The organism is Pseudomonas versuta (assembly GCF_001294575.1).
Lineage (GTDB): Bacteria > Pseudomonadota > Gammaproteobacteria > Pseudomonadales > Pseudomonadaceae > Aquipseudomonas > Aquipseudomonas versuta.
On the sequence record NZ_CP012676.1, the window covers coordinates 2,566,490 to 2,581,476 of the forward strand.

Here is a 14,987-nt window from a genome sequence, read left to right on the forward strand (position 1 = left end):
CCTTGATGAGGTCATACATGAAACGCATTAGCGCAGCTCCCGGAACGATCGGCCCGGTCGGCCCCTACTCCCAGGCCGTTATCAGCGGCAATCTGGTGTTTACCGCCGGGCAAATTCCGGCGCTTGACGGGCTCGACTCACAACCTGAAAGCTTTGAAGAACAGGTACGTCAGACGTTGCGCAACCTGGAGGCAATTCTGATCACAGCAGGTTCCGATTTCGATCATGTGATCAAGGTCAATGGCTACCTGACCGACCCGGCACAACTGGAACCGTTCAACCACGTCTACAGCGAAGTGCTCGGGCATGCGCCACCGGCCCGGACCACGGTCTGCGTATCACTATGGGGCGTGGCTCTGGAAATTGACTGCATCGCTGAACTAAAAGGCACCCGTCCATGAACAACGATGAACTACGGGAAAAACTTCAACGCGTGAGCTTCGCCACACTGGGGCACTACCTCGAAGAAGGATTCGTCAGCCACGAGATTCGCTCGCAGCTGAACGGGGTAAAAGTGGTCGGCCGCGCCTTCACGCTACGGGTTGCCAATGCCGACGCTTATGCGGTCAACCGGGCGTTGGCCGCTTTGTGCGAGGGCGACGTACTGGTGATCGACATGCAAGGCGATCACCAGCACGCATGTGTGGGCACCGTGACTGCCTGCGCAGCCACGATCCGGGGGGCGAAGGCAATCATTGTCGATGGGGTGGTGACTGACATCGTCGAACTGCGCGAAGCGGGCCTTCCGGTATTTGCCCGCGGTACCAGCCTGCTGACCACCAAGTTGCGCAGCGATCCGGGCAGTGCCATGGGAGTGGCGGTCACTTGTGGCGCAGTGACTGTGCGCCCCGGTGACTGGGTGCTGGCTGACGATAATGGCGTGTTCATCGCCAGTGACGAAGTGCTCGGTGGCGTGATTGATCTGGCCCTCGCCAGCGATGCCGCCGAACCCATGCTGATCGAGCGCATACGCAACGGCGAACCCCTTGAACAGCAGTTGCAGGTGGAGCCGGGGTAGCAGACCTGTTCAGGCCGGCGCCCGCCAGGATACCGGCTTCGCACTTCACAGCATCATGATCGGCCTCAGCAACGCCTGCCCTTCATATAGGGCTGAAAGATAACGCTCACGCATCTCGCCCACGGTCATGCGGGAAGCATGGGTGGTGAGGGTCAGGGCCGCCTGCAGTTGCCGGTCGCGATCAATCAGCGGCACGCTCAATACCCGCATGCCCACTTCATACTCCTGGTCCACCACCACATGGCCACGCTCGGCGCACAGGGCTATTTCATCGCGAATCCGTGCTTCATCCGTCAGGGTGTAAGGCGTTATGGCACGTGGCGGGTTGCGCGAAAAATAGGCGTCCAGTTCCGGCGCAGTCAGGCTCGCCAGCCATAGCCGGCCACTGCCGGTGCAGTACATCGGCACCCGTGACCCCGGGCGGATCGACATTGAGGTGATGTGGCTGTAGCGGCTACGAACGATATGCACGATGTCATCACCGTCGCGCACCCCCACCGAGACATGCTCCTGAGTGCTGCGGGCCACCTGCTCGACAATCGGGCGCAGCATGCGCGGCAACACCGCTGAGTCGACGTACGCCTGGCCAATGCGTAAAGCCTTGGCGGTGAGCCAGTAATAACGGCCATCGGTTTGCACGAAGCTGTCATGCACCAGCGTCAGCAAAAATCTGCGGGCAGCGCTTTGGGTCATGCCGGCCAGCCTGGCCGCCTCGGGCACACTCAATCGCGGATGCTCCTGGGAAAACAGCTGCAACAACGCCAGGCCCTTTTGCAGGCCGACGATCAAATCACGGGAATGGATGGTGGGCTGTTTCACCGGCTGTGCTCTTATTATTGGAAATTAACGCGATTATCGCACTGGCAGTGCGATTATCAATGCACAAGCGCCTCGACTTGATTGTCCGCTTTACAGCCCGCTCGCAGTATTGGCCCACAACACAGCCAATAAGCGGGAGCTCCACATGATTCAGGGTTCGACTGAACTGGTCGCCATCGTCGGCTCACCTATTGCTCAGGTGAAGTCGCCGGAAAACTTCAACCGCTGGTTCACCGACCATCAGCAGAACATCGCCATGCTCGCCATCGACTTGCAGCACAGTGCACTGCAAGACTTTGTAAAAGCCCTGCGCGGCTGGCAAAACATGCGCGGCTGCGTGGTGACAGTGCCTTACAAGCAAGTGCTCGCCAGTCATATGGACAGCCTCAGCGACCGCGCAAAAGCCTTGCACTGCGTCAATGTGATCCGCCGCGAGCCTGACGGGCGCCTGGTGGGTGACATTGTTGATGGTGAAGGTTTTCTGAATGCCGCACGCGCGCAGGGTTTCAGTGCGCAGAACAAACAGGCCCTGGTGATCGGCACCGGCGGTGTAGGCAGTGCCATTGCCTATTCACTGTGCGAGGCCGGCGTCAGTCGGCTGGCCATCAACGATCTGAGTCAAGAGCGCGTAGAGGCGCTCGGCAACCTCCTGCGCAGAGACTTTCCAGACGTTGTCATCGACCTGTGCCCGGCCTCGCTGAGTGGCTTGGACCTGGTCGTCAACGCCTCGCCGGTTGGTATGGATGCCAGCGATGACGGCCCCATGCCGCTGCCCGCTGCCCTGATGGAAACCCTCACCAGTACGACACTGGTGGCCGATGTCGTGACGTCCCCTGTCATTACACCGTTTCTCGCCTTCGCCCGGCGCATGGGTTGCCCGATCCAGACCGGTCCGCAAATGGCCCTGGCGCAACTGGGCAACCTCGGCCATTTCATGGGCGTGACCCCCCTGCAGATCTGACCCGCCGGTGCTCTTGAAAGGTGATGAACCATGACTAAAACGACTCCCCAGCCGACGCAAATTCCTGCCCTGAGTTATGACGTGATTGTCCTGGGCAGCGGCGCTGCAGGGCTCGCCGCCGCAGTGACGGCCAGTAGCCGGGGCCTCAAAGTGTTGCTGGTGGAAAAGGCCGCGGCCTTTGGTGGTACATCGGCAATTTCCGGCGGCGCGGTGTGGCTGCACGATACCGATCAGGCCCGGGCAGCCGGCCACCATCTGCCGCAGCAGAACAGATGCGCAATTACCTCAAACAGGTGATCGGCAAGGGCTATAAACCCGAACTGGTCGAGGCTTTTATCGAACAGGGCCGTGAAGCCCTGCGCTATCTGCAAACCCACAGCGAACTGAAATACAGCCTGCGCCCCCTGTCCCCGGACTATTACCCTGACCTGCCCGGCGGTACGCAGACTGGCCGTGCACTGGAAATCGACGAGTACGACGGGCGCCGGCTGGGCGAGCATTTCAAAGACCTGCAACGCCCACCGGACGGCATGCTGTTGTTCGGCGGCATGATGGTCAATCGCGTTGATATACAGCACTTCCTCAGTTGCAAACGCTCGGCGAAATCGCTCTGGCACTGCCTCAAACTGATGGGGCGTTATGCCATCGACCGCATCAGTCATCCGCGTGGTACCCGCCTCACGGTCGGAAATGCATTGATCGCCCGCCTGGCCACCACGGCCCTGGCCAATGGTGTCGACCTGTGGCTGCAAGCCTCTACAGAATCTTTGATAGTCGAGAACTCAAGGGTTACAGGTGCCCGGATCAGCTGGCGCGGGCAGACCCGTTCGGTACTCGCTCAGGGCGGCGTCGTGCTGGCCACCGGCGGGTGCGCCGCAAGCCCCGGGGCAGCCGAACTGCGACCGGTTACCGGTGCGCCACACTGGAGCATGTCGCCTGCCACCAATACCGGCGATGGGCACCAGCTGGCAGCTTCGGTCCAGGCGGCAATGGGCGAACACCTGAAGGCCAACTTCTTCTGGGCCCCGGTCTCGGTGTTGCATAAGGCTGATGGCAGTGTGGAGCGCTTCCCGCATCTTGTGACCGACCGTGCCAAACCCGGCGTGATCGCAGTCAATGGCGCGGGCCGGCGTTTCGTCAATGAGTCCGACTCCTATCACCGCTTCGTCGAAAGCATGTTCGCCAACGATGGCGCCAATGCGCCTTGCTGGCTGATTTGCGATGCCGACGCGCTCAACACTTATGGCCTGGGCCTGGCGCGGCCACGTCCGGTGGACAACAGCGCGCTGATCGATGCCGGCTACCTGTTGCGTGCCGACAGCCTGGCGGAACTGGCGCGTCTGGCCGGGGTTTGATGCTAACAACCTGCAGCAGACCCTGACGCAGTTCAACGCCGACGCCGAACAGGGCATGGACCACCAGTTCGGCAAAGGCAGCACGGCCTACAACCGCTATATGGGCGACCCCCTGCACACCCCCAATCCATGCATCAGGCCGCTGCGCAAACGCCCTTTTACGCCATCCAGTTGTTTACCGGTGACCTCGGTTCTGCCCGCGGGCTGATCACCAATGCCCGGGCCAACGTACTGAACCGACTGGGTGTGCCGGTCCCGGGCCTGTATGCCGCGGGCAATGAAATGAATTCGATCATGGACGGCACCTACCCCGGCCCCGGCATCACGCTGGGCCCCGGCCTCACTTTCGGCTATCTCGCGGCGAGCGATATCGCCCGCCAGTTGCAAGAGCCCCTTTCACACCTGTCCCGCTCTGGAGAAAACCATGTATTACGAACTGCGCACTTACACCATTAAACCCACCAAACTCGGTGACTGGCTGGCCCTGTATAAAAGCGCTGCGCTGGCCGTGCAGCAAGAGTATCTGGGCAATCTGGTCGGCTTCTTCACCACCGAATTTGGCGAGGCCAATCAAGTGGTGCATATCTGGGGCTATGCCAGCCTCGACGATCGTATTGCCCGCCGTAGCGCAATGGCGGCCGACCCCCGCTGGCAGGCCTTCGCCAGCCAGAACAAAGAACTGGACGCCGTGGTAACCCTGGAGTCCCGACTGCTGCGCCCGACCGACTTTTCACCCTTGAACTGATTGATCACACCCTTGAGCCGCTGGCACCTGCGAGCGGCTGAACCCTCGCTAATAAGAACAATAATGGAGGCCGCCATGAGCGCCCTGCCGTCGGTCAATGTCGACCATTTGATCAACACCCGCCCCATGACTCCCATGCAGTGGCGAATAGTGCTGCTGTGTTTTCTGGTCATCGCCCTGGATGGTTTCGATGCCGCAATCATGGGTTTCATTGCCCCTGAATTGGCCCGCGACTGGGCCGTCAGCAAGCTGAGCCTGGGCCCGGTCATGAGTGCGGGGCTGATCGGCGTGGCCATCGGTGCCCTGATTGCCGGGCCCCTGGCGGACCGTGTGGGACGCAAGCCGGTGCTGATTTGCGCCGTAGCATTCTTCGGCGCACTGACCCTGGCCTCGGCTTTCGCCCCCGACCTGGACTGGATGGTGGCCCTGCGGCTGCTGGCGGGCCTTGGCCTGGGGGCGGCCATGCCCAATGCCGGGACCATGGTCAGTGAGTACACACCGCTGCAGCGCCGATCGATGCTGATTACCGTCGTGCTCAGCGGCTTCACTTTTGGCGCCGCAGCGGGCGGGTTTACTTCGGCTTACATGATTCCCGTTTTCGGCTGGAAAAGCATCTTGCTGGTGGGCGGCCTGCTGCCCTTACTGGCATTACCCCTGTTAATCAGCGCCATGCCTGAATCCTTGCGCTGGCTGGTCGCCCGACGACCTGCCCGGCACCACGCTCGCAGTGCCCGGATCATCCAACAACTGGCACCGGATCTGGCTAACGGCCAAGCATGCCTGAGCGTTGACGAGGCCCCTGCTACTGTCTCCAGCCCGATCGGGCAGATTCTCTCCAGGGGCTTTTTTACCGGCACCTTACTGCTGTGGCTGACCTATTTCATGGGGTTGTTCCTGGTCTACCTGCTGGGCAGCTGGTTACCGACGCTGATCAAGGACAATGGCATGAGCGTCAGCGACGCTGCGCTGATCACGGCTCTGTTCCAGTTTGGCGGGACTGTCGGTTCGCTGTTACTGGGCTGGTTGATTGATCGCAGTAACCCGCACCGCACACTCGCTGTGGTTTACCTGCTGGGCGGCCTGGCGATTTACCTGATCGGCACCGCCAGCCACGGCTTCGCCCTGTTCGCCCTGCTGGCGGCGGCAGCCGGGTTCTGTATGAACGGCGCAAACGCCTGCATGTATGCACTGGCGGCCAATTTCTATCCCACCCAGGCGCGCGCAACCGGGGTCAGCTGGATGCGCGGCATCGGCGGGCTGGGTTCAATCGCCAGCGGGTTCGCCGGAGCCCACATGCTCGGGGCAGGCTGGACATTCGCAACCGTCTTTACCGCCCTGGCAGTCCCGGCCCTGATCGCAGGCATCGCGGTGTTCCTCAAGGGCAATGTCATGCCACCGTCCGGTCTGGCCCAACCTCACTCCTTGTTGCGGTAACCCTTATGCAAAATAACCAGCCAATGTTCTGTGATGTCCTGGTCGTAGGTTCCGGCGCTTCGGGCCTGGCAGCTGCGGTCACCGCCGCCGAACTCGGACTCGACGTTATTCGTCGTGGAAAAAGAACCGGTATTTGGGGGGACCAGCGCGTGGTCGGGCGGCTGGTTGTGGATTCCTCGCAACCCGCTGGCCGTGGCAGACGGGATAGTTGAAGAGCTTGAGCCAGTCCAGGACCTATTTGCGCAATGAGCTGCATTGCGAGGTGCTCGACTCTCGCATGGAGATGTTCCTTGAACAGGGCCCGCAAATGGTCGAATTCTTCCAGCGCCATACCGACGTGCAGTTTTTTCTCCGGCAGCCAAATGCCTGATTTTCATGCCAGCGAAGGGTTCTCCAAAGGCGGTCGCTCGGTCTGCGCACAACCGTTCGATGGTCGGCGACTGGGCCCCTGGATTAAAAAAACTGCGGCGCCCGCTGGATATCATCAGCCTGGCAGGAATGGGCATTGCAGGCGGTGCCGATCTCAATCATCTGCTCAATGCCCGGCGTTCCCCGGCCTCAGCCCTGTATACCGCCAGGCGCTTGCTGCGCCATGCCCGCGACCTGATCCGCCATGGGCGGGGCATGCACTTGGTAAATGGCAATGCACTGGTGGCGCGACTGCTCAAGAGCGCGGTGGATCGCAAGGTCCGGCTGCTGACCGAGACGCCGGTGCGCGGGCTGCTTCGCGAGGGTGAACGGGTAGTCGGAGCACGGGTGGAGCGGTCCGGAAAATTGCTTGAAATCCGTGCACGACGTGGCGTGGTACTGGCCTGCGGCGGATTCCCCCATGATCAACAGCGGATCGCCCGCCTCTTTCCCCATGCGCCTGATGGCACCGAGCATTTAAGCGCGGCCCCCAAAGGCAATACCGGCGATGGCCTGCGCCTGGGCGAAAGTGTCGGCGCGGGCATTGCACAGGACATGCCCCATGCCGCCGCGTGGGCCCCGGTGTCTCGGGTACCGCGCGCCGATGGCGGATTCAGTGGTTTTCCCCATTTGATGGAGCGCGCAAAACCCGGGTTCATTGCCGTGCGTCAGGATGGCCGGCGCTTCGTTAACGAGGCCGATTCCTACCACGACTATATGTGCGCCGTGTTCAAGGGCACCGGAGCTGAACAAACGACAACCTCGTGGCTTATTTGCGATCACCGCGCGCAGCGACGTTATGGGCTGGGCTGGTCCAAACCCTTTCCGTTCCCCACGGCGCCGTATGTTCGCCAGGGCTATCTGTTCAAGGACGCAACCCTGGCAGGTCTGGCGCAGCAATGCGCGATTGATGAGACACAGCTGCAAGCCACTGTCAGCACATTCAATGAGTACGCAGAGAAAGGCTGCGATCCGTTTTTTCAGCGGGGAGAGTCGCTGTACAACCGGGCTCAGGGAGAGTCGCGGCATACTCCCAATCCATCGCTCGGCAGCTTGCGCCAAGGGCCTTTCTACGCGGTGAAGCTGGTGCCCGGCAGCCTCGGAACTTTCGCCGGGCTGAACACCGATGCTTGTGCCCGGGTGCTGGATAAACATGGGCGGCCCATGCCGGGTTTATTCGCCGTGGGCAATGACATGAACAGCATCATGAAGGGGTATTACCCCAGCGGAGGTATCACCCTCGGGCCCGGCATGACGTTTGGCTATATCGCAGGAAAAACACTCGCCAATCAGTCAGAAGAGGGTTAAGCAAGCCGCCAAGGGTTCAAGCACAAGGCAATAGAGTGGTGAACGGCGCTGAAAGTGTCGCTTTAAACCCGGCACTAAGACTCGCCAGTTACCGTAGTTATAGCGAATTGGTAGAGCCGATAAATTGCCACTCCAAGCACTCTGAACTAGAGATTAAACATCTCTTAACAAAAAAAAACGAGAAGCCTTATGCGCACGGAACGAATCTTGCCAAAGCCACGTGTTCTCGGCATAGGGGTTCTTTCCTTGCTGAGTCTTGCTTTGCAACAGGCTCAGGCTGGTTGCGTACTCACTCCCGGACCCGGCGTTGACAACTATGTCTGCGACAGCGGCAGCAGCCCCACCGGCCTCACCGACCTGGTGGGCAATGTCACCCTGACCCTGCCCGCCGGCGGCACCGGCACCATCAACGGCAACGTCCTGACCGGCCCCGGCGCCGACGTGGTCGATATGAATTCCGGGCGCATTGTGGGTACCCTGACCCAGGGCGATGGCGCCGATCGTTTCAGCATCAGTGCCGGTACGGTCACCGGAGCCGTTTCCCAAGGCAACGGCATCGATGACTTTGTGATGAGCGGCGGGCAGATACAGTCCCTGGCCCAGGGTGACGGCCGGGACACCTTTCTGATGACCGGCGGCACCATAGTCGGTGCGTTTGAGGACGGCGATGTCGCGAAGCAGACCGCTGGCACCATCGGCCGGGTCGACATGAAACTGGACAAGAACATCTATGACATGTCCGGCGGGGCGATCCTCGGCAACCTGGTGACCGGCTTTGATCGCGATACCATCATTGTTTCCGGCGGTACCATCGGCGGCAATATCAGCACCAGCGGCGGCGACGACAGCATCACCGTCAGCGGCGGCGTGATCAACGGGGAAATCCGCGCCAGCACCGGTAACGACACCTTTAACTGGATCAATGGCGGCCAGATCAAATCTGCCGTGCTGATGGGCGACGGTAACGACACCGCACTGCTCAGCGGCCTGAACCAAACCCTGCTCAACTCCACGCCCTCCTTTGACGGCGGGCTGGGCAATGATCAACTGACCTTCGACCACTCCACCGCCGGTAACCCCGGCCGTTACATCGGCTGGGAAACAGTCAATCTCAACGACAACTCGCACTTCGACCTGGACGGGGATTTTTTCCTCGGTGACAGCGCCAGCAACAGCGGGACGTTTTCCATCGACAACAGCAGCGTGCTTGCCGTCACCCAGGGCAGCATCCGCCCCTACACCGCCGGCCAGCTGGCCACCCTGAACAACGCCGGGATCATCGACATGACCACGGGCAGCAACAGCGCCACCGACACGCTGACGGTGCATGGCAACTATGTCGGCAACAATGGGCAACTGTGGCTGCAAACGGTGCTCGGGGATGACACCTCGGCCACCGACAAACTGGTGGTGTCTGACGGCACCATCAGCGGCAATACCCAATTGGCCGTGAGCAACCTCGGTGGCCTTGGCGGCCTCACCCAAAGCAACGGGATCGAAGTGGTGCAGGCCCTCAACGGTGCCACCAGCAGCACCGACGCCTTTGCCCTCAAAGGCTCGCTGTCTGCGGGGGCCTATCAGTACTACCTGTTCAAGGGCGGCGTCACCGCCGGATCGGAAAACAACTGGTACCTGCGCTCCTCCGTGGTGGCCGTAGAGCCGCCGGTGGTAGCGCCTGTACCGCCCGTGCCACCGGTGGTGGTACCGATCCCGCCGACCCCCACCGTGCCACCGCCGTCCACGCCTGACGAGCCTGTGGTCGAACCGCCGACGCCGCAGCCCGTGGCCCCGGTTACGCCCCCTGCGCCACTGCCGACCCAGGTGCCCGCAGAAATTTCACCGGCACCGGCCGCCACCACCCCGCCGCTGCCAACGGCAGTCGCCGGGGCCGATCCGATCCCGTTGTATCGCCTCGAAGTACCGGTGTATTCGGTCGTGGTGCCGGCTGCGCAATTGCTGACCCTGCAAGCCCTGGGCACCTTCCATGACCGCCAGGGCGAACAGAGCCTGCTGGGCGAAACCGGTGCGGTTGCGGCCGGCTGGGGCCGGGTGTACGGCAGTGACTTCAACAAGAGCTGGAGCGGCACGGTATCGCCGAGTTTCGACGGCTCGATCAAGGGCTATCAGGTCGGTCACGACCTTTACGCCTGGCAAACCAATGGCGGGCAGATTCAGCGCCTGGGCCTGTTCGTCGGCCAGAGCCGCTTGCAGGGTGACGTCAAAGGCTTTGCCGAAGGCTTCCAGGGCCGCCGCTCGGGCCAGGTCAGTCTCGATGGCGACAACTACGGTGCCTACTGGACCCTGACCGACCCTAAAGATGGCTGGTACGTGGATCTGGTAGCCATGGGCACCCGCCTGGACGGTGACAACAAATCCGACCGCGGAGTGAAGATGAACAACAGGGGCAATGCCCTGGCGTTGTCCGCCGAAGCCGGCTACCCAATAGCCATCTCCGAACACTGGGTGGTGGAACCGCAGGTTCAGGTGATCAACCAGCAGATCGACATGGACAGCCAGAACGATGGCATTTCCAAAGTTTCATATGACTCCCAGGACTACTGGACCGGCCGCCTGGGCGCACGTCTCAAGGGCCGCTATCTGGTGCAAAACACACCCGTTGAACCCTACCTGCGCGCCAACGCCTGGCACACCTTCGGCGGCAGCGACACGGTTACCTACGATGACGTTGACCGGATCAAGAGCGACCACAAATCCTCCTCCGCCGACCTGGGGGTCGGGGTGGTGGCGCGATTGTCTTCGACGGTGAGTGTGTATCTTGCGGCGGATTACAACACCAACCTGGACACCAATACCCTGGAGGGTGTCAGTGCTAACGCGGGGGTTCGTCTGAGCTGGTAGAGGGTCAACAACCTCTTGATGCAGGTGCATCAAGAGGTCTTGCTCCAGTGAAATACCTTGAGACCCACCGCGAATGCATGAGCTAAAAATAGTATTTGGCCACCAGTTCATATTCATCTTCGCCGTTGCTGGCACCCTGCTTGTCCTTTGCCATATCGAACTTCCTCTCCAGGCCAATGGCCAGATGGTCATGCAAGGTGATCAAGGCAACACCGGCAACCGAATAGCCGCTGCGCCCCGAACTGTTCTTGTCCGAAAACAGGTTGATACCGCCATAGACCTTGAAGAATCCCAGTTCGCCGATTTCCGGAAACGAATAGCTGCTGTAGGACTCCACCGCCCTCGCCTGGCGATAGCCGCTGGCACTGGCGGTCGAAGCATTTAGGTTGCGATACTCGCCATAGACCAGCGCGTGATACCAGGGCCCATTGGTGTAGGTCAGCCCTGACAACCAGCCTTCGACATTCGGGTGCCGTGTGTTGAGTTGGCCCTGATCGTCCAGCGAACGTTCACTCATTTCGGTATAGCCATACGCCAGGCGCAGTGACCAATGCTGCGACGGCCGCCAGATCGTGCCGAACTGGTACAGAGCATTGCGCGAACTGTCGACAAAAGTGCCCGAACCCACACTGCCGGGGTTGACTGAGTTATGTACCGGGCCCGTCCCCGAGCCATACATCAGCCCGTACTCGAAATCATTGACCCTGACCCTGTAGTAAAGCGTTCTATTGGGTCTGGAAAACCCCAACAACTGGTTACCGCCATAACCGTTGAACGTGCCCTGGCCTTTGGTCCCGTAGCCCAGGTACCAGTCCGTTATCGAGCCGACCATGTCGAACGTAAGGGACTTCTGTTGTCCCAGACTCAGTTGCCCCCAGCGCACGTTACGCACAAATACATACTGAAAGCGCTTGGTCTGGGCAGCGCTGCCGTCATAGTAGAACGGGTCGTACGGCCCATTCCTGGCGCATGCCTACAGCCCACTGAGGATTGAGCTGGTGGGTGTAGATCATGTTGATACGGTGGCCAATGCTGCCGGTGTGACGACCTTGAATGTAAACCTTGTCATTGGAGGCAAAGATGCCCTGCGCGTGAAGCTCCAGGCGATCGCTGTCGGTGCTGATCAGGTCAATGGCGGTCGCTGGCTGAATACCGTAAAACGCCAGAACACATCCCAGGATAAAACCATAATGCACACAAAAGCCTTGTCCAATACTGCGAACAGAAAAGACCATGGATTAGAGCTCCCGCTGCGCCACCAGGCACTGGCGCAGACGTTCAAGAGAAGTAAGAAGATAAAGCCCGGATATTTTTATTTTTATTGGGTGTAACTATCAGAACGGGACGGTCTGGCTAAGCCTCACGTTGTCCGAGGCACTGGCCAGTCTCAGCGTGCGCTCGCCCTGAGGCAGCTGCCACGATTTTGACTGCGTTGCCCAATACTGCAGCTTGCGCAGCGGCACGATGATTGACACGTCTCTGGTTTCCCCTGCCTTCAGGCTGATCCGGTCAAAACCGACCAGGGGTCTGCGGCGCGAACTCGGCCCCCTGGATCTGCTTTTGCGGCGCACTTCAGGTAAAGCTGCGGCACTTCATCACCGGCCACCGGGCCACTGTTGGTCAATTTGAAATCGACCTTCAGATCACCATTAGGCAAACGTCCGGTTTTCAAAGCGCTGTAATCGAAATGGCTGTAGGACAGCCCGTAGCCGAATGCAAACAGCGGCGCCTTGTGCTGCGACTCAAACCAGCGGTAACCCAGATTGACGCCTTCGGTGTAACTGACCACGCCATCAAGTTGCTGGCCGCGCTCTGGGTAACGCGGATCGGTGGCTGGATAGTCCTGAAGACTGTGAGCCCAGGTGAATGGCAGGCGACCCGCCGGGTTGCTGCGGCCCGTCAGGATATTGGCCGTAGCCGGGCCACCCTCGTCACCGGTCCACCACATTTGCACCAGGCCTTTGACCTTGCCCAGCCATGGCATGGCCACCGGTGTGCTGGTATTGAGCACCACCACCAGATTGGGATTGATGGCGGCGATTTCCTCGATCAACTTGTCCTGATCACCCGGCAAGCCGAACTGCGGGTCGGTGCGCGCCCAGGCGAAAAAGATCACCTTCTTCGCGCCACGAGCCGCTGCCAGCGCCTGGGCCCGGTTGACTTCCCGCATTTGCGGGGTGACCCAGGCCAGCCGCACCTGAACCGGTGCGCCGGAGGTATCGTTGTAGGTGCTGACTTCGAGCAGATGCTCGCCGCGGCTGAGCTTGACCATGCGCCGCACATTGTTGAGACCATCGGTGGTCGGCATCAAGGCATCCTGTCCCGGATGGACGACGTCACCGTGCAGGGCGTTTTTCAGTGAACTGCTTTCACCGATGATTTTCCCGTCTACTTTCAGCACGGCACCGGCGCCGAGCATCTGCAGGTTGAGGTTGTAATCGCCCTCCTGCTCGATGTTCAAACGGGTTTTCCAGCTCGGCAAGGTGTTAGCCGCCAAGGCATTACCGGTTGCAGCCGTAAACGCCAGCTGGCCATCACGATGGTTTTGCCCCTCTTGCTCTCTGGCCCAGCCAGGCTTTCCATCGAAGGACACTCGATCTGCAGGGATGGCAATACCGGTCATGTCGTTGGCTACGGCCACGTTTATTTTTGCTTGCGGTTCGAGTGCGTGCAGCGCGTCGGCCGGGCCGACCTGCAACTGCGGCATACCGATCGAGTGCTCGGCAGAAACGCCCAGCGCTACCGGCTGCACCGCGCCCGGGCCGATCATCGCCAGCCCTTTGAGGTCGTCCCCGGTAAGCGGCAACACATTGTCCCGGTTCTTCAGCAAGACCGCCGAATGCTCGCTGGTCCTGCGCACAATCGCGGACAGACCGTCCTCCATAGGGGTGGATTGCGGTTGATGGCTGCCCTTGTCCAACAGACCGAAACGCTCGATCTGCCCCAGCACGCGGCTGGCGGCCCGCTCGATGTCCTGTTCTTTTACGGTTTTATCGCGCAAGGCTAGGAACAGGTTCTGCGGTTTCTCGTCATTGGGAAACTGCCCCATCATTACGTTCGGCCGCTGGCCCACCATCCATTCTTCCGGCATCGGCCGGGCGAATACTTTTTTCATGCTGCCCATGGACGTATGCAGCGCGGGTTGCTGTATCGCGGTGTTGTCATAGTAGGAACGCATGATGTCCCAGAACGGGTGTTTCTCGTCGATGCGCCCGGGCATCTCCATGTCCATGCCTTTTTTGATGTAGCTGGCACTGTGCACGCCTCCCCAATCGGAAGTGACAAAGCCTTTGAAGCCCATCTGGTTGCGCAGCACCTGTTCGAGCAAATGCTCGTTGCCGCAGGCGAACTCGCCATTGAGCTTGTTGTATGAACACATGATCGAGGCCACTCCGGCGTCGATAGCGTCCTGAAATGGCGCCAGATACACCTCGTGCAGTGCTTGCTCGGGAATGCTGACATCGAAGCCGGTCATGTCGTAGCCGACCAGGTGCTTGGCCTGGGCCATGACCCCCTGGCCCTGAATGCCTTTGATCACTTGTGCGCCCATGCTGCCGGTCAGCAGCGGGTCTTCACCATAAGTGTTCCAGCCGCGACGAAAACCCGAGTCGCGAAACATGTTGATAAAAGGCTCCAGGGCTACGTCTATCCCCAGACGACTGGCTTCCTTACCGATGACCACCCCATTGTCATAGGCATCCTGCTTGCTGAAGGTGGCAGCCAGGCCCATGGTCGAGGTTGGAATGATCGATTCCTTACGGGTCAGGACACCCGGCGGGCCGTCTGCCAGCCGCAAGGGCGGCACTCCCAGGCGAGGGACGCCCGGCAGGTACCCGGCCTGCCCCTGATTGGTGCTGTCGTCCTCGGTCATGCCACGCACCAGGTTGAACTTGTCCTCCAGGGTCATTTTTTTCAACAGTGCGTCTACCCGGACCTGATCGGCCTCGGGGCGCACTTGTACATCTGCGGCCATGCTCCGGGCCGCCAGGGTCGAGCACAACACTGCAGCTGCCAGTATCGACAGCCGGAAAAAACCCGGGCGATAGCGCCCGTACCGCGCACAAAAGGTCGTCATCAATA

The 14,987-nt window shown here is 60.5% G+C and carries 11 protein-coding genes and 2 pseudogenes; 8 read left to right on the forward strand and 5 right to left on the reverse strand.

Annotated elements, in window-relative coordinates; translation table 11 throughout:
* Positions 1 to 17 precede the first annotated feature (17 nt).
* Both AOC04_RS11200 and AOC04_RS11205 read left to right on the forward strand, forming a co-directional pair.
* Complete coding sequence (locus AOC04_RS11200; protein WP_060693367.1) at positions 18 to 401, forward strand: RidA family protein; 384 nt, start codon at positions 18 to 20, stop codon at positions 399 to 401.
* Positions 398 to 1,018, forward strand: a complete 621-nt coding sequence (locus tag AOC04_RS11205; protein WP_060693369.1) for an RraA family protein — start codon at positions 398 to 400, stop codon at positions 1,016 to 1,018. The genes AOC04_RS11200 and AOC04_RS11205 overlap by 4 nt, the downstream gene beginning before the upstream one ends.
* Positions 1,019 to 1,063: 45 nt before the next feature.
* Here AOC04_RS11205 and AOC04_RS11210 read toward each other — a convergent pair whose 3' ends face one another.
* Positions 1,064 to 1,837 carry an IclR family transcriptional regulator domain-containing protein gene (locus AOC04_RS11210; protein ID WP_060693371.1) on the reverse strand — a complete coding sequence of 258 codons (774 nt, stop codon included), beginning with the start codon at positions 1,835 to 1,837 and terminating at the stop codon, positions 1,064 to 1,066.
* Between the two features lie 145 nt (positions 1,838 to 1,982).
* Here AOC04_RS11210 and AOC04_RS11215 point away from each other — a divergent pair, with 145 nt between their 5' ends.
* From AOC04_RS11215 to AOC04_RS11240, 6 genes and pseudogenes are all read left to right on the forward strand, one after another.
* Positions 1,983 to 2,798: a shikimate dehydrogenase family protein gene (locus AOC04_RS11215; RefSeq protein WP_060693373.1), complete on the forward strand. Its 816-nt coding sequence runs from the start codon at positions 1,983 to 1,985 to the stop codon at positions 2,796 to 2,798.
* 30 nt (positions 2,799 to 2,828) lie between these two features.
* Positions 2,829 to 4,609 (forward strand): annotated as a pseudogene (locus AOC04_RS24380) (FAD-dependent oxidoreductase).
* Positions 4,578 to 4,898, forward strand: a complete 321-nt coding sequence (locus AOC04_RS11225) for an NIPSNAP family protein (protein WP_060693375.1) — start codon at positions 4,578 to 4,580, stop codon at positions 4,896 to 4,898. The pseudogene AOC04_RS24380 and the gene AOC04_RS11225 overlap by 32 nt, the downstream one beginning before the upstream one ends.
* Positions 4,899 to 4,973: 75 nt before the next feature.
* Positions 4,974 to 6,332: an MFS transporter gene (locus tag AOC04_RS11230; RefSeq protein ID WP_060693377.1), complete on the forward strand. Its 1,359-nt coding sequence runs from the start codon at positions 4,974 to 4,976 to the stop codon at positions 6,330 to 6,332.
* A 5-nt stretch (positions 6,333 to 6,337) separates the two neighbouring features.
* Positions 6,338 to 8,048, forward strand: a pseudogene (locus AOC04_RS11235) (FAD-dependent oxidoreductase).
* Positions 8,049 to 8,237: 189 nt separating this feature from the next.
* Positions 8,238 to 10,907 carry an autotransporter family protein gene (locus AOC04_RS11240; RefSeq protein ID WP_060693379.1) on the forward strand — a complete coding sequence of 890 codons (2,670 nt, stop codon included), beginning with the start codon at positions 8,238 to 8,240 and terminating at the stop codon, positions 10,905 to 10,907.
* Between the two features lie 82 nt (positions 10,908 to 10,989).
* On the opposite strand, the gene AOC04_RS11245 is transcribed toward AOC04_RS11240, so the two are convergent.
* From AOC04_RS11245 to AOC04_RS11255, 4 genes are all read right to left on the reverse strand, one after another.
* Positions 10,990 to 11,799 carry a porin family protein gene (locus tag AOC04_RS11245; RefSeq protein WP_237178862.1) on the reverse strand — a complete coding sequence of 270 codons (810 nt, stop codon included), beginning with the start codon at positions 11,797 to 11,799 and terminating at the stop codon, positions 10,990 to 10,992.
* A 40-nt stretch (positions 11,800 to 11,839) separates the two neighbouring features.
* A complete protein-coding gene (locus AOC04_RS24175) occupies positions 11,840 to 12,142 on the reverse strand; it encodes a hypothetical protein (protein WP_237178863.1) in 303 nt (100 codons plus the stop codon).
* A 99-nt stretch (positions 12,143 to 12,241) separates the two neighbouring features.
* Positions 12,242 to 12,478 carry a fibronectin type III-like domain-contianing protein gene (locus AOC04_RS24180; RefSeq protein WP_237178864.1) on the reverse strand — a complete coding sequence of 79 codons (237 nt, stop codon included), beginning with the start codon at positions 12,476 to 12,478 and terminating at the stop codon, positions 12,242 to 12,244.
* Complete coding sequence (locus tag AOC04_RS11255) at positions 12,403 to 14,982, reverse strand: glycoside hydrolase family 3 protein (RefSeq protein WP_060693384.1); 2,580 nt, start codon at positions 14,980 to 14,982, stop codon at positions 12,403 to 12,405. Before AOC04_RS11255 ends, AOC04_RS24180 begins: the two co-directional genes overlap by 76 nt.
* Positions 14,983 to 14,987 lie beyond the last annotated feature (5 nt).